The 25,769-nt window shown below is 55.0% G+C and carries 27 protein-coding genes; 23 read left to right on the forward strand and 4 right to left on the reverse strand.

The window, feature by feature from the left end; translation table 11 throughout:
- Nucleotides 1-19 precede the first annotated feature (19 nt).
- Nucleotides 20-4,819 (forward strand): X2-like carbohydrate binding domain-containing protein, encoded by a 4,800-nt coding sequence (locus M0651_RS12435; RefSeq protein ID WP_248552064.1) that lies wholly within the window; start codon nucleotides 20-22, stop codon nucleotides 4,817-4,819.
- Nucleotides 4,820-4,873: 54 nt separating this feature from the next.
- Here the strand turns inward: M0651_RS12435 and M0651_RS12440 are convergent, their stop codons facing one another.
- Nucleotides 4,874-5,854 carry a glycoside hydrolase family 43 protein gene (locus tag M0651_RS12440; protein WP_248552065.1) on the reverse strand — a complete coding sequence of 327 codons (981 nt, stop codon included), beginning with the start codon at nucleotides 5,852-5,854 and terminating at the stop codon, nucleotides 4,874-4,876.
- Between the two features lie 234 nt (nucleotides 5,855-6,088).
- On the opposite strand from M0651_RS12440, the gene M0651_RS12445 reads away from it, so the two are divergent.
- A complete protein-coding gene (locus M0651_RS12445) occupies nucleotides 6,089-7,309 on the forward strand; it encodes an oxalate decarboxylase family bicupin (protein ID WP_248552066.1) in 1,221 nt (406 codons plus the stop codon).
- On the opposite strand, the gene M0651_RS12450 is transcribed toward M0651_RS12445, so the two are convergent.
- From M0651_RS12450 to M0651_RS12460, 3 genes are all read right to left on the reverse strand, one after another.
- On the reverse strand, nucleotides 7,300-7,674 hold the full coding sequence (locus M0651_RS12450) for a hypothetical protein (RefSeq protein ID WP_248552067.1): 375 nt from the start codon (nucleotides 7,672-7,674) through the stop codon (nucleotides 7,300-7,302). The two genes, M0651_RS12445 and M0651_RS12450, sit on opposite strands and share 10 nt — an antisense overlap.
- Before the next feature lie 2 nt (nucleotides 7,675-7,676).
- Entirely contained in the window at nucleotides 7,677-8,276 is a 600-nt protein-coding gene (locus M0651_RS12455; protein WP_248552068.1) for an ImmA/IrrE family metallo-endopeptidase, read from the reverse strand.
- Between the two features lie 118 nt (nucleotides 8,277-8,394).
- Nucleotides 8,395-8,748, reverse strand: coding sequence for a helix-turn-helix domain-containing protein (locus M0651_RS12460; RefSeq protein ID WP_059044468.1), 354 nt, complete (start codon nucleotides 8,746-8,748; stop codon nucleotides 8,395-8,397).
- 305 nt (nucleotides 8,749-9,053) lie between these two features.
- Between M0651_RS12460 and M0651_RS12465 the strand changes: the two genes are divergently transcribed.
- The 21 genes from M0651_RS12465 to M0651_RS12565 all read left to right on the forward strand — a co-directional run bounded on the left by M0651_RS12465 (nucleotide 9,054) and on the right by M0651_RS12565 (nucleotide 25,700).
- Nucleotides 9,054-9,542 (forward strand): ArpU family phage packaging/lysis transcriptional regulator, encoded by a 489-nt coding sequence (locus tag M0651_RS12465; protein ID WP_248552069.1) that lies wholly within the window; start codon nucleotides 9,054-9,056, stop codon nucleotides 9,540-9,542.
- Nucleotides 9,543-9,741: 199 nt separating this feature from the next.
- Nucleotides 9,742-9,900, forward strand: a complete 159-nt coding sequence (locus M0651_RS12470; protein WP_248552070.1) for a hypothetical protein — start codon at nucleotides 9,742-9,744, stop codon at nucleotides 9,898-9,900.
- 65 nt (nucleotides 9,901-9,965) lie between these two features.
- The gene (locus tag M0651_RS12475; protein ID WP_248552071.1) at nucleotides 9,966-10,406 is read left to right on the forward strand and encodes a hypothetical protein; all 441 of its coding nucleotides are present in this window, start codon (nucleotides 9,966-9,968) and stop codon (nucleotides 10,404-10,406) included.
- A gap of 5 nt (nucleotides 10,407-10,411) precedes the next feature.
- Nucleotides 10,412-10,636, forward strand: a complete 225-nt coding sequence (locus tag M0651_RS12480; RefSeq protein ID WP_248552072.1) for a YqzN/YkzM domain-containing protein — start codon at nucleotides 10,412-10,414, stop codon at nucleotides 10,634-10,636.
- Between the two features lie 3 nt (nucleotides 10,637-10,639).
- The gene (locus tag M0651_RS12485) at nucleotides 10,640-12,097 is read left to right on the forward strand and encodes a phage tail sheath family protein (RefSeq protein WP_248552073.1); all 1,458 of its coding nucleotides are present in this window, start codon (nucleotides 10,640-10,642) and stop codon (nucleotides 12,095-12,097) included.
- A 29-nt stretch (nucleotides 12,098-12,126) separates the two neighbouring features.
- Entirely contained in the window at nucleotides 12,127-12,543 is a 417-nt protein-coding gene (locus M0651_RS12490) for a phage tail tube protein (protein WP_248552074.1), read from the forward strand.
- 329 nt (nucleotides 12,544-12,872) lie between these two features.
- Entirely contained in the window at nucleotides 12,873-13,337 is a 465-nt protein-coding gene (locus tag M0651_RS12495; RefSeq protein ID WP_248552173.1) for a phage tail assembly chaperone, read from the forward strand.
- Nucleotides 13,338-13,797: 460 nt separating this feature from the next.
- Nucleotides 13,798-15,390 (forward strand): hypothetical protein, encoded by a 1,593-nt coding sequence (locus M0651_RS12500; protein ID WP_248552075.1) that lies wholly within the window; start codon nucleotides 13,798-13,800, stop codon nucleotides 15,388-15,390.
- A 19-nt stretch (nucleotides 15,391-15,409) separates the two neighbouring features.
- Nucleotides 15,410-16,051, forward strand: a complete 642-nt coding sequence (locus M0651_RS12505; protein WP_248552076.1) for a LysM peptidoglycan-binding domain-containing protein — start codon at nucleotides 15,410-15,412, stop codon at nucleotides 16,049-16,051.
- A complete protein-coding gene (locus M0651_RS12510; protein WP_248552077.1) occupies nucleotides 16,048-17,046 on the forward strand; it encodes an XkdQ/YqbQ family protein in 999 nt (332 codons plus the stop codon). Before M0651_RS12505 ends, M0651_RS12510 begins: the two co-directional genes overlap by 4 nt.
- A complete protein-coding gene (locus tag M0651_RS12515) occupies nucleotides 17,036-17,437 on the forward strand; it encodes a hypothetical protein (RefSeq protein WP_248552078.1) in 402 nt (133 codons plus the stop codon). Before M0651_RS12510 ends, M0651_RS12515 begins: the two co-directional genes overlap by 11 nt.
- Nucleotides 17,430-17,891, forward strand: coding sequence for a DUF2634 domain-containing protein (locus M0651_RS12520; RefSeq protein WP_248552079.1), 462 nt, complete (start codon nucleotides 17,430-17,432; stop codon nucleotides 17,889-17,891). Before M0651_RS12515 ends, M0651_RS12520 begins: the two co-directional genes overlap by 8 nt.
- Nucleotides 17,891-19,009 (forward strand): baseplate J/gp47 family protein, encoded by a 1,119-nt coding sequence (locus M0651_RS12525; protein ID WP_248552080.1) that lies wholly within the window; start codon nucleotides 17,891-17,893, stop codon nucleotides 19,007-19,009. Before M0651_RS12520 ends, M0651_RS12525 begins: the two co-directional genes overlap by 1 nt.
- Before the next feature lie 103 nt (nucleotides 19,010-19,112).
- Nucleotides 19,113-19,652 carry a YmfQ family protein gene (locus M0651_RS12530; protein ID WP_248552174.1) on the forward strand — a complete coding sequence of 180 codons (540 nt, stop codon included), beginning with the start codon at nucleotides 19,113-19,115 and terminating at the stop codon, nucleotides 19,650-19,652.
- Nucleotides 19,642-21,066: a tail fiber protein gene (locus tag M0651_RS12535; RefSeq protein WP_248552081.1), complete on the forward strand. Its 1,425-nt coding sequence runs from the start codon at nucleotides 19,642-19,644 to the stop codon at nucleotides 21,064-21,066. The genes M0651_RS12530 and M0651_RS12535 overlap by 11 nt, the downstream gene beginning before the upstream one ends.
- 71 nt (nucleotides 21,067-21,137) lie before the next feature.
- Nucleotides 21,138-21,413, forward strand: a complete 276-nt coding sequence (locus M0651_RS12540; protein ID WP_248552082.1) for a hypothetical protein — start codon at nucleotides 21,138-21,140, stop codon at nucleotides 21,411-21,413.
- 375 nt (nucleotides 21,414-21,788) lie between these two features.
- On the forward strand, nucleotides 21,789-22,076 hold the full coding sequence (locus M0651_RS12545; RefSeq protein WP_059044441.1) for a hypothetical protein: 288 nt from the start codon (nucleotides 21,789-21,791) through the stop codon (nucleotides 22,074-22,076).
- Between the two features lie 320 nt (nucleotides 22,077-22,396).
- Nucleotides 22,397-23,329, forward strand: coding sequence for a peptidoglycan recognition protein family protein (locus tag M0651_RS12550; RefSeq protein ID WP_248552083.1), 933 nt, complete (start codon nucleotides 22,397-22,399; stop codon nucleotides 23,327-23,329).
- A 14-nt stretch (nucleotides 23,330-23,343) separates the two neighbouring features.
- The gene (locus M0651_RS12555; RefSeq protein WP_240270325.1) at nucleotides 23,344-23,625 is read left to right on the forward strand and encodes a holin; all 282 of its coding nucleotides are present in this window, start codon (nucleotides 23,344-23,346) and stop codon (nucleotides 23,623-23,625) included.
- A 93-nt stretch (nucleotides 23,626-23,718) separates the two neighbouring features.
- Nucleotides 23,719-23,931 carry a hypothetical protein gene (locus M0651_RS12560; RefSeq protein ID WP_372490946.1) on the forward strand — a complete coding sequence of 71 codons (213 nt, stop codon included), beginning with the start codon at nucleotides 23,719-23,721 and terminating at the stop codon, nucleotides 23,929-23,931.
- 179 nt (nucleotides 23,932-24,110) lie between these two features.
- The gene (locus M0651_RS12565; protein ID WP_248552084.1) at nucleotides 24,111-25,700 is read left to right on the forward strand and encodes a DUF4127 family protein; all 1,590 of its coding nucleotides are present in this window, start codon (nucleotides 24,111-24,113) and stop codon (nucleotides 25,698-25,700) included.
- The last annotated feature ends 69 nt before the right edge of the window (nucleotides 25,701-25,769 follow it).

Genomic DNA, 25,769 nt, shown 5'->3' on the forward strand with positions numbered 1-25,769 from the left:
TACCAAAGGAGATGAATTGATGATCCGTTTGTTGCAAAAGACGATGACTTGCTTGTTAGCGGCAGCCATTACGCTAGTGCCCTCTGCTTATCTTGGGCCGGATAGCAAGGTGGCTCATGCCGCCGATAACGGCCTCGCGATGAAGCCTTACATGGGCTGGAGCAGCTACAGCCTGCAGGTGTACGACGGGCCGGAGGGGAACTGGACCTCGGAAGCGAAGCTGAAAATGATCTCCGATGCCATGCACGAGAAGCTGCAAGCCCACGGATACGAATACATCAATATCGACGCCGGCTGGAACGGCAGCATGGACGAATACGGCCGGCCGCTTCCGAGCGAAACGTTATATCCGAACGGTTTTGAGAATTTGGTGGATTATATTCATAACAACGGGCAGAAGGTCGGGATCTACCTGATACCGGGTTTGTCCAAGGAAGCTTACCGGCTTAACCTGCCGATTTACGGAACGGAATACCATATGCAAGACATCGCCGCCCAGCCGCTCCGGCAAGCGGACTATTGGGACATCGATTACAAGATCGATTTCTCCAAGCCGGGGGCGCAGGAATACATTCATTCGATCGCCGATCTGATCGCCTCCTGGGGCATCGACTTCGTGAAGTTCGACAGCGTGACCCCGGGGTCCGGCCATAACGACCTGTCGATCGACGCCCGCGATGACGTGAAGGCCTGGTCCACCGCGCTGTCCAAGCACGGGATCTGGCTGGAGCTGTCCTGGGCGCTGGACCATAACTACGTGGACTTTTGGAAAAAATACGCCAACGGCTGGCGCGTCAATTGGGACGTGGAGGCTTATGACCGCAATATCGGCATGACGCAGTGGGCGAACATCGCCCGGCTGTTTCCGGATGCCGCTTTATGGTGGCGTGACGCCGGGCCCGGCGGCTGGAACGATTTCGACTCCCTGAATGTCGGCAACGGGCAAACGTCCGGCTTGACCCGGGACGAGCGGCAGACGGCGACGACATTGTGGGCGATCGCCAGCGCGCAATTCTATACCGGCGATGATTTAACCAACCTGGACAGCTATGGCCTTGAGCTGTTGACCAACGATGAGGTCATCGCCGTCAACCAAGCCGGACGCCCGGCACATCCCGTATCGATGGCTACCAATCAGCAGGTGTGGTATGCCAATAACGGGGACGGAACGTATACCGTTGCCTTGTTCAACCTCGGCAACAAAGGCGCTGCGATGGACGTCAAATGGAGCGACATCGGGCTGGACGGCGCGGCTTCCGTCCGCGATTTGTGGAGCCATACGGAGCTCGGCCAGTTTGCGGCCGGCCTGGACGACATTGATTTGGAGCCGCATGCTTCGCGCTTGTTTAAAGTAACGGCGAAGAACGGGACATCCAAAGTCAATGATGACGATACCGGCGTGAAATACACCGGAACCTGGACGCGCAACGGCGGTAAAGAGCTGGTGCAGGACGCGCAGGACCTGAATGTGACGATCGTCGATTCGAGCGCGGCCGCGCCAGGGAACGAGGTAGTAAATGACGTAGCTGCGGGCAATGAAGACACTATAGGGGAAACCTCGGATCAGGCAGCGTCTGATTCGACCGCCGCAGAGGCGGGCGAGCATTGGGTGATCTTCAACGACAACCACCCGTCGGTGACGTACGATACGTACGGAAGCGGCGGCAGCTGGGGATACAGCTCGGGAAGAAATCCCGACTGGAATGATTATTTAGGCGACGTTCATTACGGGGAAAAAGGCGAGGTACGCTTTGAACTTGCGTTTAAAGGTACGGGCGTAGATTTTCTGACCGAAACGGCAGAATCTGGCGGTGACATCGACATCTATCTGGATGGCGAACTTAAAGAAACGGTAAGCGCCAATGCCCCGATTCAACAGGGACAGATCCCGATTTACAGCGTACGGAACCTGCCGTTCGGCGAGCATACGGTCTCCGGCGTGATGAAGGGCGGGAGCTACCTGATCGTCGACGGGTTCAAGGTTTACGCGGACAGCTTGCTTGGGGCAACGACGGGCGGCTTTGAAACGATAAACCCGCAAGACGTTCCCGTTTCGCTGCCGCTGGGAGGAGATACATTGACCCGTATTGCGAACGGTTCAACGGAACTGGTGCGTAACACGGATTATACGGTCTCCGGTGACAACGTCACGATCAAGAAAGAGTATTTGGCCCAGCAGCCGCCCGGCCCGCTTGCCTTGACGTTTGGGTTTGCCGGCGGCGACACGCAGACGTTTACGGTGGACATCACCGGACCGGCGATCGTGAACAGCACGATCCATCCGAAGACGGCGGAGTTTGATCAAAAAGCCTCCGCGCAAGCCGATGTCACGACCACGATGACCTTAAACGGCAATACGCTGTTCAGCATCGCCAACGGGGCGGAAGCCTTGGCCGAAGGGACGGATTTTTCGATCGAAGGGGATACGGTCCGCATCCATGCGTCGTACTTGGCCGCGCAGCCAACCGGCGCAACGGAGCTGACGTTCCAGTTCAGCGCCGGGCTGCCTCAAACGCTCGCGATCGATATCGTAAATACGTCCGGCCGTTTCCTCATGATCAACAACAACGATCCAGGCATTCGATATACCGGGTCCTGGAACCGCAGCACGGGGCGCAACTTCGGCGATTACCAGGATGACGTGCATTATGCCGAGACGAACGGCGATTTCCTGGAATACACCTTCAAGGGTACCGGAATCCAATACATCACGGAAATCGACCCTTCCCAGGGAGAAGTCGACGTTTATCTGGACGGCGCATTCGCGGGTACCGTGGATACCCACGCCGATGCCAGACAACCGATGCAAGCGGTCTACAGTGTTTCCGGGTTGTCCGATAGTCTGCATACGCTCAAGCTGGTGAAGAAATCGGGTCGCTTCATGCTGCTGGACGCGCTCAAGGTGCAAATTCCCGACCTGATCAACCTTACCGAAGCGACATTCGATAAGAATCCGTCCGCCCAGGACGACATCGAAGTCGAAGTGCTCGTCGGCATCGGGAATCTCGGGAGCATTCGGAACGGCCAAGTGCCGTTGGTCGAGGGCACGGACTACACCGTAACGGGGAACATCGTGACGATCAAGAAGGAATACCTTGCCGCACAGGCATCGGGAAGCTTGAAGCTAACGTTCCGCATCAAAGGCGATTTTTACGATGACGTGCATGCGACAGAGGCGAATGGGGATTCCTTCGAGTATACGTTTAAAGGAACGGGCATTGATTTGCATATGCCTAAAGGTCCGGCCCAAGGGGAAATGGAGGTTTATATCGACGGACAGCTGAAAGCGACCGTAAACGCCTATGCCGAGTCCCGCAGTGCCCAGCAGCCGTTGTTCGGCATCTCCAACCTGCCGGCCGGTCAGCATACGGTCAAAGTGGTAAAAAAATCCGGCGAGCTGATGCTGGCGGATCAGTTGATCTTCCACGTTGCCCCCGGCTCGACGACGCCAACCACGCCAACGAATCCGTCCAACCCGCCGTCGTCCCCATCCGGACCGTTCGGCCCTTCGGCGCCGCCTAGTCTGGCGGGAACGGAAATCGTCCGCGATCCGGCAAATCGGATCCCGTTGGACATCGTTCGGACGACGTTAACCGACGGAACGAAGCGGGATGAAGTCAAACTGAAGGCCGATGCCCAGCTTCGCGCTGCCGTCGACAAGCTGGCGGCCGAAGACGCCGCTTCGCTGAACCTTACGATTCCGGACGCCAAGGATGAAGTGACCTCCGTCAAGTTATCGCTCGCCCACGACGTTATCCAGTTGATGACGGAACGCGATCTGGAACTGAAGCTCCAAACGGCAAGCGGAGAGATCACGATTCCGGTATCCTCCTTACAGGGTTCGACCGGCGATCTGACCGTGACGATCCATCCCGTGAAAGCGGCTGACCAAAGCAAGGAAGTCGAAGGACGCGCCAATAAAACCGAGGTGGTACTTGCGGCCACAGGGAGTCAAGAGGTGACCGTCATCGGCCGTCCGGTTCAAATCGAAACGAACCTGCAGGACCATGAGGTTGAGCTCATTCTGCCGCTGACGGGCTCGGCGCTGAACGATGCGGACCCGTCCAAACTGGGGGTGTACATCGAACACTCCGACGGGACGACGGAGTTTCGGACCGGGGAAGTTGTTCCTTTGGGGAACGGCAAAGGGTTGAAATTCAAGGTAGACCATTTCAGCACCTTCGCCCTGGTGAAAACGGCCGAAGCGTTGTCGTCAACGCATAAAGCCTATATCAGCGGCTATCCGGGTGGGCTGTTCAAACCGGAGAACCGCATCACCCGTGCGGAGATGGCCGCCATGCTGTCCAAGGCCGCAGACCTGAAGGAGACGGCAGAGGCGTTAGGCTTCAGCGATGTTCCGGCAGGTTATTGGGCTGCCGAGGCGATCGCCAAAGCCTCCCGCATGGGCTTGATGCAAGGCTATGCCGATGGCAGATTCAAGCCGGAACAACCGGTCACGCGGGCGGAAATCACGGCCATCGCCGTGAAGTTTATGAAGTCGGCCGCGGGGCAGGGCACCGGCTTCTCCGACACCGCCGGCCATTGGGCGGAGGAGGCGATCCGGTCCGCCCAAGCGGCAGGGATCGTTAGCGGCTATGCCGACGGCAAGTTCCGACCGGCGGCTTTCATCACACGGGCCGAGGCAGTGACCGTGATCAACCGTGCGCTGGGCCGGGGGCCGTTGTTCGGAAGCAGCGATGAGCTCCCGGTTTGGCGCGACGTACCGCAGACCCACTGGGCTTTCCACGATATCGCCGAGGCGTCGACGGAACATGCGGCGAAGCCGAGAGCGGAGGGCGGAGAAGAGCTGAGCAGATAAAAAAAGGGGAGCACCTCCGGCTTAATGCAGCCGGGAGGTGCTCCCTTGCTTTGCTTATTTATACGGATCGATCGTTTGGATCGTGCCGTCCGGGTTGTAATGCAGCTCGGTGTATTTCACGCTGCGCTTGTGGTTCACGCCGCCGGACAAAGAGCTGTCATGATAGAACAGGTACCATTTGTCCTGGAATTGCACGATGGAATGGTGCGTGGTCCAACCGATGACCGGCGTCAGGATTTTGCCTTTAAAGACATAAGGCCCTTGCGGATTCTTGCTGATTGCATAGACCAGCGTGTGGGTAGTACCGGTCGAGTAGGACAGGTAGTAGTAGCCATTGTATTTATGCACCCAAGGTCCTTCGAAATACCGCCGGTCTTCGTCCCCGGCCAACAGCGGATTTCCGTCTTCGTCAACGATGGAAATCTCCTGCGGCGCCGATTTGAAGCTGAGCATGTCGTCGGTTAATTCGGCGAACTGCGGCCCCAGTGCCGGCGCATCCAGTGCCGGTCCTTCGGCGTCCGGTTTGAAGGTTCCGGTTTGCCATTTCTCTAGTTGGCCGCCCCAAAGTCCGCCGAAATACATATAAGCGCGGTTGTCGTCATCGACGAGTACGGCCGGATCGATACTGAAGCTGCCGGGAATGTAGTTTTCTTGCGGCGTGAAAGGACCTGCAGGTGAGGAGCTGGTCGCTACGCCGATGCGGAAAATGCCTTCTTTGTCCCGAGCAGGGAAATAGAGGTAATACGTATTGTTCTTGTATGCCGCATCCGGAGCCCACAGTTGTTGGCTCGCCCAAGGGATATCCCGCAGATGCAGAGCTTCGCCGTGATCGACGCAAGGAGAGTTGAAATCGTCCAGCGAGAGGACGTGGTAATCTTCCATCGCGTATTGGTCGCCGTTATCATTGTCGGGACCGTTGTGATCGAGGTCATGGGATGGATAAATATAAATTTTGCCGTCATACACATGGGCGGATGGATCAGCCGTAAAAATGTGCGTAACGAGCGGTTCATTCGGACGTACAGGTTTTTCCACGAGGATTCCCCTTTACCTAGTTAGTTTGTTGACTAAACTTACTAACTTTAATTATACAGAAGCTTGGACAACTATCAAGCTCTTGAAGTTATTTTCTCCGAAATCGTCGGATTTTATTGGAAAACGAAAGGCTTTACCAGCACATATTTCTGGGATTGAGGGAATAGGATCACTGTATGATTATAAAATGGAAAAAATTAACATTGGCATGTCCAGGATAAGGAGTGATTGTCGATGACGGATCGTTTGGATCCATCCGCTTCAAGGCAGCCGGAAAATCATGCTGCCGAGGCATTCGCCGTGCCCGAACCGATAAGGGATGACGGCAGCGGCGCGACCGATACAGGACCTCGGGACGTGATGCGGGATCGCGAAAATCCCGATATGCTGGTTCCTCCGGTGACCGATAACGGACTGATTCCGAATCTGAAATTTTCTTTTTCGGATACGCATATGCAGTTGAACCAAGGGGGTTGGTCGCGGGAAATCACGATTCGGGAGCTGCCGATCGCCACGACGCTGGCAGGGGTGAATATGCGCCTGACGCCGGGAGGCGTGCGGGAGCTGCATTGGCATCAGCAGGCGGAATGGTCGTTCATGATCTCGGGAAAAGCCCGGATCACCGCAGTGGACCAGGACGGGAGGAACTTCATCGCCGATGTAGGCGTCGGGGATTTGTGGTATTTTCCGCCGGGGATTCCCCATTCGATCCAAGGGCTGGAGGAAGGCTGCGAGTTTCTGCTTGTGTTCGATGACGGGCATTTCTCCGATTTGAATACCCTGTCGATTTCAGACTGGTTCGCCCACACGCCCAAGGAGGTGCTGTCGGCGAACTTTGGCGTGCCGCGCAAAGCGTTTGACCATATCCCTGGAAAGCAGGTATACATCTACCAGGACCGCGTTCCGGGGCCGATCGCCAGCCAGAAGGTCACTTCGCCTTACGGGGAGATTCCCGTCAGTTTCAAGCATAGCCTGCTGGCCCAGCAACCGATCCGGACGCCGGGCGGAACCGTGCGCATCGCGGATTCATCGAACTTTCCCATCGCCAAGACGATTGCGGCTGCCCTCGTGGAAATCAAACCCGGCGCTATGCGGGAAATGCATTGGCACCCGAACAACGACGAATGGCAGTATTATTTGTCGGGCAAAGGACGCATGACGGTGTTCGCCGGAGGCGGCGTCGCCCGCACGTTCAACGTCCGGGCGGGGGATGTGGGGTATGTCCCGTTCGCTTACGGCCACTATGTTCAAAATACCGGCGACCGCAGCATCTGGTTCTTGGAAATGTTCCGCAGCGACCGGTTCGCCGATGTGTCGCTGAATCAATGGATGGCGCTGACGCCGCGCGAGCTGGTTCAGGACAATTTGCACGTCGGCCCCCTGCTAATGGATGCGCTGCGGAAGCAAAAGTGGCCGGTGGTGGAATACGATCGTCCGGTTAAACCTCACTCATAACCTAGGACTTCCTCCACATCGTCCATCTGCACCACCAGGCGCTGGATTTCGTCCAAATCGCCGCAGCGGGCGGCGATTTGCGGGAGACGAATGCCGAGAACCCGCAGGGATGGAACGGAAAGCGCTAGGCCGAGCTGCGAGCCGCCGGAAAACTCCGGCGGTTCTTTGGGCCGTACGAGGTCTTCCAGCAGGACGGATACGCCCGGCAAATCGCCGAAGTCTTCGGCAGCGAACGGCTCAAACGGGCCGGAAACCGGGATGTAGAGCGTCTTCGACCAATCCATTTCACCCGGCCGGGCATCGACAATCAGTTGCAACGGTCGGGTGGAATCCGTGTAAAAATCGCAATACGCCGCGATCCGCATCGTCACCGCCCTCCCTGTCCGCCGATTTGCCGCTCCAGCTGGGACAACATGCGCCGGGTCTCCGGCGACCAGCCCTTCTCCGCTTCGCGCTGGCGGCGGGTTGCTTCCTGGGCCGCCGCGATCAGGCTGCCGTGCAGCACCCGCCGCTGGATTTGATCCAGCCGCTGCTCCGCCAGCTCCGGCGGAACATGGAATTGCTCGGCGATATAAGCCACCGCCTCGCTGCGATGATCCGGCACCGGCAGCTTGGCGAACATATAAAAGGGGATGGCGGCGTAGAGCACGAACTGTTCGGCTTCGGTCTCCTGGGCATGCATGAACAGCTCCGTCATCCGGCGCTGATCCCCGGCATGGCGCAGCACATGGCATAACTCATGAAAGAAGACGACCCGGGCCTGAACCGTCTCCAACCCTTTGTTCAGAAAAATCACGTTCTCCTCGTTATCCGAAAAGGAAGGGTGATTCCCGTAAACCAGCCCGATGCCGAAGGCTTCGGCGATTCGCTCGATATCGAGATCGGCCGGAGCCGATATCCCATGGTTCAGATATTTGGCGTTCATCCATTGTTCCAGATGGGTCTCATGATAATAGGCATATAACATCCAAATCACCCCGAATCAGAATGTATGTTCGGTTCGTAGTCCGAAATAAGGGCCCTTCAGGAGCAGGGCCGTCGTTACTGGTTTTATATAAGTTAGTTAAACTTCGATCTGAATGGACCTACTTCGCTTCGTCCCCGTTCAGCAGCTTCTTTTTCTGCTCCCGGTACGCTTTCAAAGCGGCCTCCATCATGGCGATTTCATCCGCCGTATACGCTTCGGGACCGCCGAAAAAGGACAAGCTCATGCCTTTTTCCGCTGCAGGTGACGGGTCGGGCGTCCGGCCCAGCAAGTAATCGGCGCTGGTATCCAGAGCGTCGACGATATTGCGCAGCACCTCCGGATCCGGCTTGCGGTCGTTCGTCTCGTACCGGGACAATTGCACGACCGAAATGTCCGCTTGGGAGGCCAGGTCCTTTTGCGTGAGCTGACGTTGTTCACGAAGATATTTGATCCGATCGCCTAGCGTTTGCATGGTTACTCCTCTTCCTTGCCGTTTCATTTAGTGTAGCACAAGTTGCCAAATTGGTAAAGTGCCGGTGAGTTGAATGGAAACATTTTATATTGTCAAATTGGTAATAATGTGGCTTGACATTACCGAAATGGCAACTTATAATCAGGTTACAGTTACCAAATTGGTAAAAAAGAGGAGGTTATAATAGGGTTAAACGAGGCTCCAGGCTGATTCACGCTGATTCATGCATGGACAAGCAAGCGGATAGGGCGAAAGGAATACAACTAAATTGCCAAAATGGCAATAAACTATAGGAGGGACATCAGATGGGGAGAAGACGCATTCATGTGTATCATGCTTTATTCGATTCATTGCCGGTGGACGAAGCGGCAACCCGGGCTGCGGTGGAGAAGCGGCTGGAGGAAGTCAGGCGGTACCGGCAGGTCGGATGGATTCGCAAGGAAGCGTTCATCACTGCTGGATATGAACCCCGGTTGCATGGCGCAACCCACGTTGTCAGCCAACCGACGGAACGACTAGCGATCGGGAACGTGGATAAGGAAGCGGAGCTGATTCGCAAATCGGAACTGCTGGACCTCGCCATGGAGAGGCTGTCGGAAGAGCAGCGAGAGGTCATCCGGCGGAGTTATTTGGATCAGAAAGCCGAATACGATTTCATCAGCTGCGGCGAAATGGGCATCAGTGACCGAACGTACCGCCGCATCAAAGCCAGCGCCATCCGCCTCTTAGCGGCGGCCCTAAAGCTGGAGGTATACCAAGAAGAACCGCATACGTCAAAACACGGGGTCGGCTGATAGCCGGCTTTTTTTGCGACTGAAGTGAGTTTACGCTGTCCGATAGCTGTCCGGCGGGTGTCCGTCACTTGTCCGTTCGTTTGGTTTTACCCATGGTACATTGGTAGCGTGGAAAGGAAAAGGGATTGAACAACCGAATGACCGAAGAAAACCGCTGACGTTCCCGGCGGTTTTTTGCTTTAGGAAGGAGGGGGGGACGATGCGAGATAAGAAGAAAACGCCGCCGTATCCATTCGAACCCGAATGGGTGCAGCCGGCGCGTTGCCGGGGATGCATCTGGGGGCGGTTGGAGGGAACAAAGCAGTTTTGCAGTTTGCCGCGTTGTATGCATGGCGATTCCATGCTGGAAAGGGGGTGATTGCCATTGCAGAAGACGAGATGCTTTTAATTCCGGATCCGGCGCCGATCACGAGTGATTCATGGATGACGGAATTAGCCCAATGGTCGTTGGCGGTGCTAGGACCCGAGTGGAAAGCTTACTGCGGGGCGTGGCCGCCGGACGTAGCCGCTCCGGCCGTCATGTGGCGGATGATCGGCATGGATGTGCGGGCGTTGGGCCCGTCGTCTTTTGAGGTTCAAAAGCGGATGACGGCTTATCTATTAGCGGAAGACGCGGACCGGGAGCATACCGCGGTGCTGCGGTTGCTGGAAGCGCTGGGAACGGCGGTGAAAATCCCGCTGGACTCTGCGGCCAAACGGTATTTGCGGATTGCCGATCCGAAGATGAGCGTGCTGCCGGAGGGAACGGCGGAGGGTAAGCCGGCCCAGGGGCCGCTTACGGTCACGTTGATCCGGCGCACGTCAAAGCCGGCCGCGGAAGCGCCGTTGATGCGATCCGTTTTTTATCAATCGACAATGAGGTGAGTAACGTGGCAGGAAAGAAATCCAGGGCTAGTGATGCTGTACCGGCTTTAGCTGCGGCGGACGTTTCCACGGGATATCGAGTGGAGGAACTGTTGGCCTGCTCCGAGGCGGTGCTGGGCGTCAAACCGGAAATTCTGGCCGGGGCGATGTTGGGAAGGGAACGCAAGTTACTTCAAATGGGCGAAGCCAAACGGCTCGTCGATCAATTTCTAAGGAAGAAGGTGCTGTAAGTTATGGCAGGAGGAACTTGGAATGTAACGGATCAGCCGGTGTTGCCCGGGCTGTATATGAATTTCGTCAGCGCGGCGGGGAACGCGATCCAGGCGGGGGTGCGCGGCGTCGTTGTCGCCCCGGTGAAGGCCCATTGGGGACCGGTGGGACAATTCGTGGAAGTCGGAAATGAGGTGGCGATCCGGGAGTTGTTCGGGGCGGACGAATCGGATGGAGCTACGGCGTTTAGCACGCTGTACCTCGCTTTGTTGGGGGGGCCGAAAAAACTGCTGGCGTACCGGTTGGCCGGGGCTTCCGCAACGGAGGCGTCGTTAACGCTTCAGGATGCGTCGAACGTCGCAACGCTGCGGGTACAAGCGAAATATCCCGGCAAACGCGGAAACGGATTCACCGTGTCGGTTGGAGCCAGCTTGTCGCTGCCCGGCAGCAAGGAGTTGAAGCTCTATGAAGGTACGACGTTGCTGCGCACGTTCCCGTTGGGAGACGGTTCGGCCGTGCAAGCGGCCGCCGCCGTCAACGGCGATCCGGCCAATGCCTGGATCGTTGCCGAAGCGCTGGAGGGCGGCGCGCTGGCGGACGTATCCGGGGCGGCCCTGACCGGCGGGGACAGCGGGATCGCGGGGATCACGAACGCCGAATACGCTTCGGCATTGTCCGCGTTCGAGACGCAGGACTTCCACGTGCTCACGCTGGACGGCGTCTCGGACGCGGCCTTGCGGACCAGCGTCGCCGCTTGGGTGAAGCGCGTCCGCGGTGAAGGCAAAGGCGTCATCGCCGTGCTGGGCGGGTCCGCTGCCGACGATGCCGCTGCCGACGCCGTTGGGAAAGCGGTGGCGCGCAGCGCCGCCATCGATCATGAGGGCGTCGTGAACGTCGGCACCGGCGCGGTGCTGAACGGCCGGGCGTATTCGTCCGCGCAGGTGGCCGCCTGGGCCGCGGGCTTGATCGCCGGCCAACCGCTGAAGGCGTCGACGACGTACGCGGCCGCGCCGTTCGACGACGTGACGCGGCGCTGGACCCGCTCCGAGCAGGAGCAGGCGGTGCAAGGCGGGGTGTTCCTGCTCGTGCACGACGGCCGCCGGGTGAAGGCGCTGCGCGGCGTGAACAGCCTCGTCTCGCCTCGCGAGGGGCAGAACAAGGGCTGGAAGAAGATCCGCAAGATTCGCGTCATGGACCAAATCAACGCGGATCTGCAGCGAACTGCCGAGGATGCCTATATCGGCAAGGTGAACAACACCGAGGAAGGCCGTCTGGCGCTGATTGGCGCAGGGAAGCAGTATCTGCAAACGTTGGCCGCCGAGAACGTGATTGAGGCGAGCGGATTCGACGTGACGCTGGATCCGCGTTTTTATGGCAGCGCGCCGCAATATACGCCGGAGGACGATCAGGTCTTCTTGGCTTGGACGGCGGACGATACCGATGTGATGGAGCAAATTTTCGGCACGTTTTACGTGCAATAATGATTTCAAGTATGAGGAGGAGCTAACCGATGGCACAATTTTTGGATCCCGGCCGCGTGATGATGGGGACGTTTGGCCAGATTTTTATCGAAGGGGTATGGCAGTCGAACCTGAACCACCTGGAAGCGAGCGTTGAGGCGGAGAAGAAGGAGCTGAATCTCGTGGGCACCGATTATACGGTGTACAAGCTGGGGCGCAAAAAAGGCACCGGCACGATGAGCGGCTACAAAGTCACGTCCGATATGATCGCGCGCGGTTTTCAGAAGTTTTCGATCATTCATAAGCTTGACGATCCGGAAGCGTACGGTTTCGAACGAATCCAGCTGAACAATTGCATGGTTGACAAAATCGTGCTGGCCAACTGGACCGCCGGCGAAGAGGTGACGGAGGAAACGCCGTTTACGTTCGAATCGTACGAGCTGCTGGACCCGATCGTGGCGTCTTGATAGATGGTGGCCGTATGGCGAGGAGTCGTGGCTAACCTTAGGACGACGTCCTGGCCCTGACCGGTTCTATCTTCAATTAGCGGACATTTTGGGCGTTATTTCCGTTTATTTGCGCTTGGTGCATGAAATAGCGGACATTTATGGCTCTATTTTCTGCATAGCTGTGGGAAAACGCCTTGTTTGTGCTTATTTCCTTCAAATAAGGCCATGAAATGGTCTTATTTTTCGATTGAGCCTGATTGGAGACGGAATAACGCCCTTTTGTACCGCTATTTTCGAACTACACTTATCATCCGAAGGAGGAAGCGATCTTGGGAGATTATCCATCCATGGATCCGGTTCGTGAACAGGAAATTTTGGACGGGCTTTTCGAAACGGTGGCAAATTTGCCGGAGGAGGCCGTGTTTATCGGGCGATTGGGACTTCGCGTGACGCTGCGCGGACTGACGTCCAGCAAAGTGGACGCGATCCGCGAACGTTGCACCGTGCGCAAGACGAGCAAAGGTCAAGTGAGCGAGAAGATCGACAGCGAGCTGTTTAACGCGGCGTTGATCAAGGAAGCCACTTCGATGCTGGAAGTGGTGAAAAAAGCCGATGGCAGCGATCGCGGCGCGGAGGCGCATAGCGTGAAGCTGAGCGGCTGGGGCGACGAGCGGCTGACCAGCAGGCTGAAGCTGTCCGGCGGGGAAGAGGCGGTCCGCCGCTTGCTGCTGGCCGGGGAGCTGGACGCCGTTGGCGATAAAGTGCTGGAGATTTCCGGGTTCGGAGTCGACATCGAAGACGTAAAAAACTAATCAGCTCCGGCGGCATGACGACGCTGCTGTACCATATGTGGACGCGGCATCATCTTCGCCCCGGGGAATACTGGTCACTCCCTAAGGGAGAGCGCCTACTGCTGCGGGCTTTTTCGGAGCGGGAGTTGGAGATGTCGTGAGGCGCTGAGGCGTTGGTCCTGAAGCCCATGAGCCCTCTAGCCTGGCTCCCTAAGCAAATTTGGCGGGTGAAGAGATTAGTTGTAAAAAGTACTGTTATTTTTTTTCGCGTGATGGAGTAGGGCTCAATTAACTGGATTTCTTACCGTTAATTTTATTGAATTCGGCTATACTCGGGAAAAACGGGCGAAATAACAGTAGGATTTCCAGTTAATTTGCGCGAAAGCGGGATTTTCGAAAAAATAACGGTAGAAAATCCTGTTATTTTTTCGGGACATGGTTTAAACCCGCTCAAAACATGAGAAAGGAGGTAAGCAAACCTATGGCTGAAAATGAAATCTACAAGCTCGATATCGAGACCGACGACCGTGACGTTGATCGAACAGCGAAAAAACTTCGCAGTCTGGACAAGCTGCTGCAACAAACTCAGCGCCGCGTGGCGCTGCTGGGGAAAACCCGCATCAAGCCCACCCTCGCCCTGGATGACCGCCTGATGTCCGCCGCCCGAAAGGCGGAGGAGGCGCTGACCCGCTTACACCGAATGACAGCGAAACCTACGGTGCAGTTTAACGATCGCGTCTCGGCCTACGCACTGAAGCTCCGAGCTTCCCTCGCCGCGCTAGCCGCCGCTCCATGGCAGGTTACCGCTGCAGGGGTAGATTGGGAGGCGGTGATCGGCGACTCTTTTGCTGGACGGGTCAGCTCCGAGGGGAAAAGCACGTTGAAGCGGATATCCTCAGCGGTCGGAGAAACGCTGGGCGAAGGGTTGAAGGTGAAAATCTTTGAGGAGCTGGGGTTAGGAGAGGTAATGGGAAATTCGAGACAACACTTTGGGAACTCGGGAATCATGAAGAAGAAAGAGCCTCTATCTTCAAGTTTATCAGAGATTCCTAGATTTAACGCTTATAATATGCTTACTAGTCGGATTACTGAGATCGCCCCAAAAAGGGATTCTGTCAATTCTAATTTTGCTGGAGCGCCTTCGAATGGATCAATATATACAGAAGCTGGTATCAAGGCAGGAGAAGATTTCTTTCAAGCCTTTTTATCCACGCTTGACTCAAAGCAAATTGGCGATAAGTTGGCTTCAACAAGTACGTCGTCAGCGAAGGGGCAGACAAATAAGAAGTTAGCTAAATGGGAAGAAGGAACACTCGATATATTTAAAGACGTGGCGGTATCGTTATTTTCGGGTTGGTTAGGTGTGAAAATAGATAAATGGAGTGGTAACGCCAGCAAGAAACTTATCGATGATTTGGACAAGGCTCCCAAAAAGTCCGAGATACCTTCAGCAAGTTCAACTAAACCGCCAGGTAAGGCGCCAACTTTTTGGACCAAATGGCTCGGAGAAAGTAAAACCAAAGCCTCTTTAGCTAGTGGAGCAGCTAAGGGGGTGGTCCGATCAGCAGGCCCGATAGGCCTAACACTTTTATTCAACGATGCTTATAACATTTCAGCAGCATTAACTGATTTTGTGTTAGGGCATAAAGCAGGAGACCGAAAATATCGGGATCCGGTATTTGGTTTTCCGAAAGACAACTATACCGATACCGTGTCTCCTTTTCGTTGGAGGGAAGTTAGGGATTTTCTGCGAAAGAATGACAGTGTAGTTAGCTTTTCCGACCGAATCATGGCCCCTAGCGTACAAGGAGTCACACGCCCGGAATCAAACGTGAACGTTCCTAAGGTCATGGGTACTCCGGTTCCGAATTATTATCAGCTTCCAGAAGAAGTTAGGTCTAAGATCGGTGAGGCCAGTTACAAAAAGCCAACACCCCCGGTTAACGTTTCCCTATCAGAGGGTACCATTAATCTAACGGTTAACAAAGAGAAGCTGGATTATCAAAAGTTGGCCGAGACCACCGGATGGAAAATCGCCAACGAGGTGCGGTTCGCCATGCAAAATCTGAAATAGCGGAGGGGAGGAGGACCCTATGGAGATTCACTTGATCGACGGTGCGGGTCAAAATTTCGTGTTTCCCGTCAATCCGGAGGAGATCACGATCTCCCGCGGTAAAGGCTTGGAGACGGTGAATATTGTATCGCTGGGGGAATATGACTTTCCGGCTGGAGAGAAGGTGAAGGAAATCGCCTTCTCTTCTTTTTTTCCGGCGGCCTATGATCCGGGTTATTGCAACTATCAAGAGCTCCCCGATCCGCAGGAGGCGATGAACCGGCTTACGTCCATGATGAACAGCAAGTCGCCGATGCGAATGATCATCACCGATACGGCCGTAAACGTGCTTGTCACGATTGCAACACACAACAGCACGTTTCGAGGCGGGGAACCGGGGGACGTGTACTTCGACCTGACTGCCCGGACTTGGCGGGAGATGAAGGTGCACACAAGTGCGGCTACAGGTGGGGGAGCTTTAGTTGCCAAATCCGCCCGGCCGGACACGAAGAAACCGGTGAAAACCTACGTCGTCAAATCCGGTGACACGTTGTCCAAAATCGCGAAGTTGGAGCTTGGCGACAGCTCGAAATGGCAGCGGATCTACAGCGCGAACCAAAAAACGATCGGTCAAGACCCGAACCGAATCAAGCCCGGTCAAAAGCTGGTGATGCCGCAGTGAGTTACGAAGTGGTGCTGCAAAACAAATTTTACTTGCGGGAGTTGGTTGAGAGTATCTCGTTAAAGGACTCTCTTGATCAAATTTCTTACCAAGGTACGATTGGGCTGAAGCTTCCGGCATCTTTTCCGGGGATCGAACCGGGTCAGGAGATTCGGATCAGCGGCGTACCGTATGACAGTGCGGGCAGCGGCATTGCTGCTGGGGGCAAGATGGTTCCGTTACTGCATCCCGGCGTGGTGTGGGATTGCTCCAGTACGCTGAAGCAGACGAAGCACATGACGGTGACGGTGTATGACCGGACGATTTATTTGGCGAAATCGGAGGATGAGTATCTGTTTCCGGCAGGGGGAACGGCTGCCCAGCGGCTAAGGAAATACGCGGCGGACTGGGGTATTCCGCTTGATACGGTGCCGGATACGAAAACCAAGCTGAAAAAAGCCGTCTATCGCCCGCAAACCCTGTACAACATGATGATGTCCGATCTCAAGGAGACGGTGAAGGCCGGTGGGGACATGTATGTCCCGCGGATGACGCCTGCCGGACTCACCTTGTTCAAGATCGGCAGCAATAACGTGGTCTGGAAGCTGGAGCAGCTGGAGGAAGCAACGCAAAACCGTACGCTGGAGGGTACGGTGACGCGGGTGAAGGTCATCGGGGCCGAGGATCGGGGCGATAACGCGCCTTCCAAAGTGCTGGCCGTGGCGAGCGGGGAGACCGCCCAATACGGCGTACTTCAACGGATCGTGCAGGACGAAAACGTCAAAACCGCAGGTGCCGCCAAAAAATATGCCGAGTCGATGCTGACCGGCCAAGGGCAGTCCTACACCGTAACTTGCCTAGATCTGAACACGATCCGGGCCGGGGATAAGGTGAATTTTAACGGGCTGAATCTCATTGTGACTTCCGTTTCGCATGAGCTGGGAGATCCCGGGCATATGACGCTGGAGCTCGCGACGTTGGACGACGTAAAGAGGAGGTATTATCTTGACCATTGATCCTTATGCGGCATTGGCCGTTTCGCTTCGGGAAAATGCCGCAAAAAAAGCGGCCGAAGCGTTAACCGGTGCGACGGCAGAACTCGGGACCGTGACGGGCTCGGGACTGAAACTGGACAGTTTCAAGCATGAAATCCAAGATTACTTGGTCGCAGAGTTTCCAGGAACGCTGAAGTTGCCGGAGTTGAAGCTGGTCGGCGGCGTTCGCGGACTGAGGGACAGCGGCGGAGGCAACGTGGAGGGCCAAGGGGAGTTTGCGTTTGAGCCTTCGGAGACCAAAGAAACGGTGTTAACCCTAAAATATCAGCCCGGAGATCGCGTGCTGGCGTTGCCGCTGAACGGCGGGAATGACGCGATCGTGTTGTGCAGGGTGGTGAGCGGGAATGGCTAATCTTTTTCCGGAGGCGGCAGGGGATTCTTGGTCGGCTGCGGGATTGGACGAGCAGGAATCGGTTGGGGATGCGGTCGCGTTTGGTCGAAGCTGGCGGTTTGATTTTGATGCTGGGGAGTTCGTGATGACGCCGACGGGAAAAATCGCCCCTGCCGATGAGATCGCCGCCTGGAAGATATGGTGCGAAAAAGCGATCCGTACCCCGCGGTATCGGCACTTGATCTACTCCCGTGCGTATGGCCAGGAGTTCGAGGAGTTGATCGGCCAAGGCTATAGCCGGGCCGTTCAGGAAAGCGAGATCCGGCGGATCGCGACGGAGACGCTGATGGTGGACCCGCGAACGTTGAGCGTGGACGGGTTTGTTTTTGATTGGCAGGAGGATGGGTGTCGATTTGCGTGCAGGGTCAAAAACATTAGGGAGGATGAGTTACTGGTGGAAGGGAGCGTGACGTGATGGCGGAGTTGCCGCTTTATTTGCAGGATCAGACGGAAGCGCGGATTATGCAGCGAATGCTGGACCGGGTACCTTCGGATATCGATAAATCCGAGGGTTCTTTTATTTGGGACGCGGAGGCGCCGGCGGCCTTCATGCTGTCGGAGGCGGCGGTTTGGGCGCAGCAGCTGTTAGCACGCGGGTTTGCGAGTACGACGTACGGGGAGTATCTTGATCTCCGGGCGGCGGAGCATGGAGTAACGCGGCGGCCGGCCGTGGCCGCGACCGGCGAGGTTCGGTTTACCGGGGAGCCGGGGAGGACGGTGCCAGCGGGGACCGTTGTGGCGACGCCGGCGGACGAGTATTCGGCGGAGGCGTCGATGGAATACGAAACGACGTCGGCCGTGACGTTGGATGAGCGCGGCGAGGGGACGGCCCCGATCCGGGCGCTGGTTCCAGGCCGGGCGGGAGTTGTGCCGGCAGGCGTGATTCAGGTGATGGCTACGCCGGTCAGCGGCGTGACCGCCGTAATGAACCCGGAGGCTACGCGGGGCGGTGCCGATACCGAGTCGGATGAGCTGCTGTTGGAGCGTTTTTTCTCGCAGGTGCGCAATCAGGGGACGAGCGGGAACAAGGCACAATATTTAAAGTGGGCCGGGGAGGTGCCGGGCGTGGGCGGAGCCCAGGTGGAGCCGTTGTGGCAGGGGCCGGGCACGGTCGGCATCTATTTGCTGGATGCGGACAAGCGGGCAGCTAACGAGGAGATTATTGCAGCGGCGCAGGCCTATATCGATCCGACCCGGGACGGACAAGGCGAAGGCGCGGCGCCGGCGGGGCCGGTCGTCACGGTGATGGCCGCCGAGGAGGTGCCGATCGATATTCGCGTGAAGCTGACGCTCGCCAGCGGCGTAACGATGGTTGAAGTGAAGAAGAAAATTGAGGATGGCGTGCGCGCGTATTTGAAGCAGCTTGCTTTTGCCGACCCGTTGGTGCGGTTTACGCGGATTGCCGCGATTCTGCTCGACATTCCGCCCATCATTGATTATGCCGAATTGACGGTAAACGGCAATTCGGATACCAATCTGGAGATCTACACGGGCCAGGTTGCCGTGCTGGGGGCGGTGGATGTGTATGAGTGAACCGATGTTGAGGCGGGCGAATGAAGCTTTGCTTGCCAATGGGGGCGAACCTTTACTGGCAAGCTCTAACGTTTCTTTGCTGACCAGCCCCCGAGGGCGCGAAATGTTCTCCTACCTCCCCGGGTACTACGAAACTTCCCGGATCATGCAGGCGGATATGAACGCCAAAGGGGCGGAGATGGACCTGCTCTTCGCGGCGTTGGATGAGACGCTGCAGCAGTTCTTTGTGCGCACGGCCACTTGGGGCCTTGATCGCTGGGAGAGCGAGCTGAGCATAGCGACCGACTCTGCAAAGCCGCTGGATCAGCGCCGTGCTGTCGTCGAATCTAAGCTTCGCGGCAGCGGGAAGTTTTCGGGGCGGTTGGTAAAGAGTGTGGCGGAGGCGTATGACCGGGGGAGGGTGGAGGTTTCTTTTCAGCCGGGGGAGTGGAGTTTTACGGTGAAGTTCGTGGATACTGTGGGAATTCCGCCGAACCTGGATGATTTGAAAGCCGCAATTGAGGAGTTGAAGCCGGCGCATTTGAAAGTAGAGTTTGAGTTTAATTACATGTTGATTCGTGATGTTCACGGAGTTTTGACGCTTCAAGAACTTGAACAAATCCCATTAAACCAATTTGCAGGAGGTGATCCGGTTGGCAACTAACACACCGAATCTCAATTTGCTCAAAAAAGACCCTGTGACCGACGGGAACGAAACCTTTAATATTCAAACAATGTTGAATGACAACTGGGATAAGATCGATGCGGCCGTGGGGGAGATGGATATCCCTGATGCCTCGTTGACGGTGAAGGGGAAGGTGCAGCTTTCGAATGCCATCGACGGCACTCGGGAAGATGTGGCAGCGACGTCTAGGGCGGTGAAAGCTGTTTGTGATAATTTTGCTGCACAGTTGGCGGGTTTAACACAAGATGTGCAAGAGGCAAAGCAAGCTGGCAATGAGCGGAAATCGGAAGTGGTTGCCGCGCTCGTTGCCAAAGGCATTTCGGCATCCACTTTGGAAAGCTGGGATTCGTTGATATCCAAGTTAGCTGCGATCGTCAAGGCGACAGGAAATGCGACCGGGGCAGATTTGTTGGCAGGGAAGACAGCATCGAATGCAAGCGGACTGATAACAGGAACAATTCCAATCCAAAACCCGGATAAGCAGGATCAAATTCTAGCGTCTAGCGCCGTGGTTGGTGCATCGACAACAGGGGATGCGACAGAATATGTGTATTTAGGGATACCAAACGGTAAGTATCTAAATAACGTAAATTGGGTCCGGCATCCCAAATGCGCGCTAGCTAATAGTTTTATCCCTAACTTAGCGAATGTAGGACTTAAAACGATTGAACCGCCAAGTGCATACGAAAACATATGGGGAAGAGACGTTAACCGCGGAATTGCCCTTTTTGCTCAAAATAACACGCAGGCAAGCATTATTCGCTTTCGGTCTAAGGGTATTGCTGATATTATTACAAACTACGGTTCAAACCAGGGGATGGCTATTTCCAACCTTAGGTATATGTTCTATGCCGAAAATATAGATGCTAGTATTTATTGGCGCTGCATTAACGGCGTAGTTGAAAGGTTCCAGTTAGTGCCAAGTGGAAGCGATTTTGTCTCACAAGTTCTATTTAATTTTGTATTACCGTCGGGGAAAATAGCCGACCATCAAACCTCACAAATGTATCAAAATGAATTCATAATAGCCTGCAGGGATAGCGCGTGGAACATGACTATTCATAGGTATGACTTGTCTGGAAATATACAAGGGGTATCAGCGGCTATCTCCATAAACGCTGGGTATGTCGTATTTGCTTTGCCGGAAGGTAAAACACTCCTTAAATATGTAAATACCTCGGCTGGAATTATGCGATATATGGTACTCGACAGATTCGGGAACATCCTGGAAAACTTCAATCCCGAAGTTGCTAAGGGCATAGACTACGCTGCCTGGTATTATACCGGGTGGGCACTACACTTCAAAACCTACGACGGAAATTACAAGTTTTTGTACAACTTAAGCTCCAATTATTACCCTAGGGGTGGATATGACCAAACATTAGTTAAATAAGATCCGTGATTAACGCATCATTTGGAGCCAATCGGGGATGAGGTTCGAAATAAAAGCGAAGGGTGTTGACAATGATTAGAATGTTTAAAAGTAAAGACTACGTACAAGAGATTGAACTCGTAGATTTGGCCTCAATCCAAGCAATTATCCAGCTTACTGGTATGGGCGTGACCGTTATTTTTACGCCAACTGGGGATTTGCAATCAGTAACTTTTATAGAAGGTACAAAGATCATCACCGCTATCCCTGGACAGTTTGTGTACAAAAACAGCACGGGCACCGTCGGAGTTTGTAACTTCGAATATCTGGACGAGAATTACGAAGAAGTCACCGAGCCGACAGCATAATATATAAAACGATCCTTGGATGATCCGGGGATCGTTTTATATAATCTATAGACCAAGCTAATTCTTGCCATAAATCGTGAGAATGTTTGCCAAAAATTTTGAGCGGCTACACAAAGGCAACCAAATAAATTGGGGTAATGGGACTGTGGAAATCACAGGGTCTTCTCCAGGAGGATCATCTATAATAATTAGCAACACATCATCAACGGTACTCACTGCGACAACTAATTATATTATATATATCTAGATTTGTACGGGATAAAGATCAAACGGGGTTACGGTACAGGACGAAATAGTGCAACAACCCCAAATAATTATTCTTCTACCCTCGGTCCCCCGAGGGCTCTTCATTTTCCCCGAAAGAAGGTGTAAATAATGGACATTACGATAATCACTGCGGTGACCTCCGTGCTGGCGGCGGTGAGTGGGGTTGCGTTGGGGTGGGCGGGGCGTGCGAAAGCGGCGAAACGGGAGGCCGAGGAGTCGGCCGAGGCGGAGGCTGTGCAGCGGGCGGATGTAGAATACATCAAGCGGGGCGTTGACGACATGAAAGTCGAACAAAAGCTGCAAGGCCAGCGATTTGAAGCCTTCTCCGAGCGGCTGACGCGCGTCGAGGAATCGGCCAAACAAGCCCATAAGCGGATCGATCGGCTGGAGGAATAAACGCCATGTGAATGATTGAGGTATATGGCAGAGTATGCTAAGATAACAATAGAAACAAGGAGGCTGCGCCACAGCCTCCCCGGTACAACACTTGGGTGGGAAACCTCCAAGATAAGAATGCAGAGAATAACCCGCACCTTGGCGCTAACCTGGGCGGGTTATTTTCGTTTATTCAGGTAAGTAAGCAATTTATACCAGGAGTCTGCTATCTATCGCAGGCTCTTTTCTTTTATTCTGAGGTGCCCTGGAATCGGACAAACAAGCGCACAGGCGAATCGGCACCCATACGGAATAGTATGAATGGAAGGGGTGAAGTGCATATGGATACACGAAAATACCGAATTGAAAGGCGGTACGTCGCGATCCGGCCGAACGTAAGGCCCGGGACGAGGTTATCGACCGGAACGCCGGAGTTTTTTGTGGCCCATGACTCGGGAAATCCGGGAGCAACGGCGGACAATCACTATGCCTATTTCAACTCGCTAACGAATCGCTCCGCCTCGGCCCATGTGTTTATCGACGATACGAAGATTCTTGAAATCATACCGACCGGCACCGGTCCCGAACCGGCGGAAAAAGCCTGGCACGTGCTGTACGACGTCACGACCGACAATGATTTGTTTGGCTATGATGCCAACGATGCGGCCATCGGAGTGGAATTTTGCTACGGCGGGCGCATAAACTTTATCGAAGCGTACAAGCGGTATGTCTGGTATTTGGCTTATTGCTGCAGCAAATGGAACAAGAATCCTTACGTCTTTATCCCGTCTCACCGGCAACTGGATCCGGCGCGTAGGAGGGACCCCGATGAGGCTCTGGCCACGGGCGGGAAATCACTGAACCAATTGCTGGACGATGTCTCGACCGAACTCAACGTGGTACGTACCCCTAGCCTGACCCCAAACACGAGTACGTCGTTTACGCCGCTCCCGGCAACCATCGCGCAGTCACTGATCGACAACTATGTTTCTCCCGCCTGGTTCGCCTCGCAAACCAAGGGAGATCAGGTTGGAATGACGCATTTTCACAATCTGGCAAACAATCTTCGGGTGGCCTCAGGGATTCCGCTGGCCTCCTCATCCTCACCCGGTCCGCTGATCCCGCTGCCGAAAAGCAATGCCCAGGAGATCATTTTTCGCTGGCTGTCGCCGGCTTGGTTTAAGGCGCGGGACGAAGGAAATTCGGCACGGGCGCAGCATTTTAACAACCTGGCGAATTATCTGCGCAGGGCCGCGGGCATCCCGGAGCAATAACAAGGAGGGAAGTCATGCAAAACGAGATTTTAACCAATGTGTTGGCCTTTGCCTCGGTTTTGTCCGTATTCGTATTAGCTTTGGTCCAACTCGTCAAAACGACCATCAACCTGCCCAAAAACCTGATCCCCTTTATCGGAGTCGTCATCGGCGTATTGGTCGGAGCCGCGGCTTACCCTTTTACGGAAATGGAATTAGTGTTGCGGCTGTGGGCGGGAGGTTTGGCCGGTTTGTCGGCCACCGGGCTATTCGAGCTCGGGAATAACCGTCAGGGTAAGACGAAGGAGAAGGGATGAGCCTAGCCCGATTCATTCCCGCCCTGTTTTATTTACCAGTTGAATAAAGAACGTATGTTTGCATATAATAAAAACAAACGTTCCTATTTGGAGATGGTACTGGTGAAAAAATACATCGGCCGGACGGTAGAAATCATCTACGTCGACCGTGCGGGCAAGATCACGCAGCGGCGGATCGAGGTACATGATGTGCGTGATGGTATAGTTCGGGCAACCTGCCTGGTTTCTAACGCGCCTCGGGCTTTTCGAATGGAGAATATTTTGGCTTGGGTTCCCGTGGCAAAAGGACGGCATCATGCTTCCTGAGCCTCTCCTTGTTTTTGGGCCGTTTCGCCTTGGCGAACGGCCCTTTTTGCATTTTTCGGATATTATCGTAAATCCGTGGGATATTTCCTGAACTCCCTGAAGGCTAAGATTACATTAAGCGTACGATGACCCATGCGTTGTTTTTCGATGGAAATCAGGCTAACGGGAGGAGTGGCTATATGGCGAAGGTGGTTTATGTGCCGCTGGACGAAAGGCCTTGCAACGAGGGGTTTCCCAGGCAGCTGGCGCGGATGACGGACGTAACGCTCGTCGTTCCGGACCGTTCGATGCTCGGGGACAAGAAACGCCCGGCGGATACGAATGCGATTCGGGAATGGATGATCGAGGCCGCGGAAGGAGCGGATTATGTCCTCGTATCGATCGATTTGCTCGTTTACGGGGGGATCGTGCCGTCCCGGCTGCATCATTTATCTCTGGAGGAGTGCTTGCGCCGGCTGGCAGTTTTAGGGGAAATCAAGCGTCGGTATCCCGGCGTTAAGATCCATGCCTTTAATCTGATCATGCGCGTGCCGAACAACAACAAGGACGAAGAAGAACCGGATTATTACAAATTTCACGGCGGGCAAATTTTCAAATACAGCTACCTGACGGACAAAGCGGAGCAGGAGGTGCTAACTCCGGCGGAACAACGGGAACTGGAAGACATCACTCGGTTGATCCCTGAAGCCTACTTGAGCGATTTTCTGGAGCGCCGTGCCGTCAACCAGCAAGTGAACCAGCACGCGTTAACCCTGGTTCGCGAAGGCGTGATCGACCATCTGGTCGTCCCGCTGGACGACAATTCCCAATACGGCTTCTCCCGGGCGGAGCAGCAAATGATGGTTGGTCGCGTGGTAGCGCTGAACGTGCTGGATAAGGTCCTGATCTACCCGGGAGCCGACGAGGTCGGCTGCACGATGTTTGCCCGCATCTTCGGGGAATTGAAACAGTACAAGCCGGAGATATTTGTGCGTTATTCTTCAACCCAGGGTCCGCAGATCAAACCGAAATACGAAGACCGCAGCTTGAACGAAAGCGTCAAATCGCATATTATCGCGGCGGGAGCGGTTCTAGCCGACCATTCCGCAGAGACGGATTTAGTGCTCCTCGTCCACTCGCCGGCGGTCGACCAGGCGGGGATGGCCGAGCAAATCCCGTTCCAGGAACGGCATCGCACTTACTTTTCGGAAATCCATTACCGGGAGTTTGCCGAAGCAATGGGGGCCTACTTGCGTAAAGGGAAGATGGTTGCACTGGGGGACGTGGCGACCTGCAACGGCGGGGATCCGGTGCTGATGAACCTGCTGCAGCAGCAAGGGCTGCTGGATCAATTAACGGCCTACGCCGGCTGGAATACCTCCGGGAACACGCTGGGGACGGTGGTTGCCCACCTGGTGATCGCTTCGTACTACGCAAATCGATGGGCGCAGGGCGAATTGGCAAAGGCATATGAGGCGAGCCGCGTCTTTTATTACCACCGTCTGGCGGAAGACTTCCTCTATCAATCGCTGGTGCGGCAAGATATGCTGGCGAACGATCTTCCCCGGCTGAACGCGAGCTACTATGTGCTGGAGCATTGCTTGGAACAGGCTGAAGCGATTCTAGCGGACAAAATGAACCAGGCGGCGGCGCACTATTTTGCGGGAATTAAGGAGAAGGAAGGCCTGATTCGGCTAAGCGGGCTGCATTTTCCGTGGAGACGCATGTTTGAGGTGGGTTTCGAGCTGACGATCGAAGGATTCGGCGCACTTCGCAAACAAACATTATAACGTTATATTCTCAAGAGGAATTTTCCGTGTTATGCTAAACCCAATCGTAAGCATGACAACGATCTATAA

It is taken from the genome of Paenibacillus mellifer, from assembly GCF_023195895.1.
Classification (GTDB): Bacteria; Bacillota; Bacilli; order Paenibacillales; family Paenibacillaceae; genus Fontibacillus; species Fontibacillus mellifer.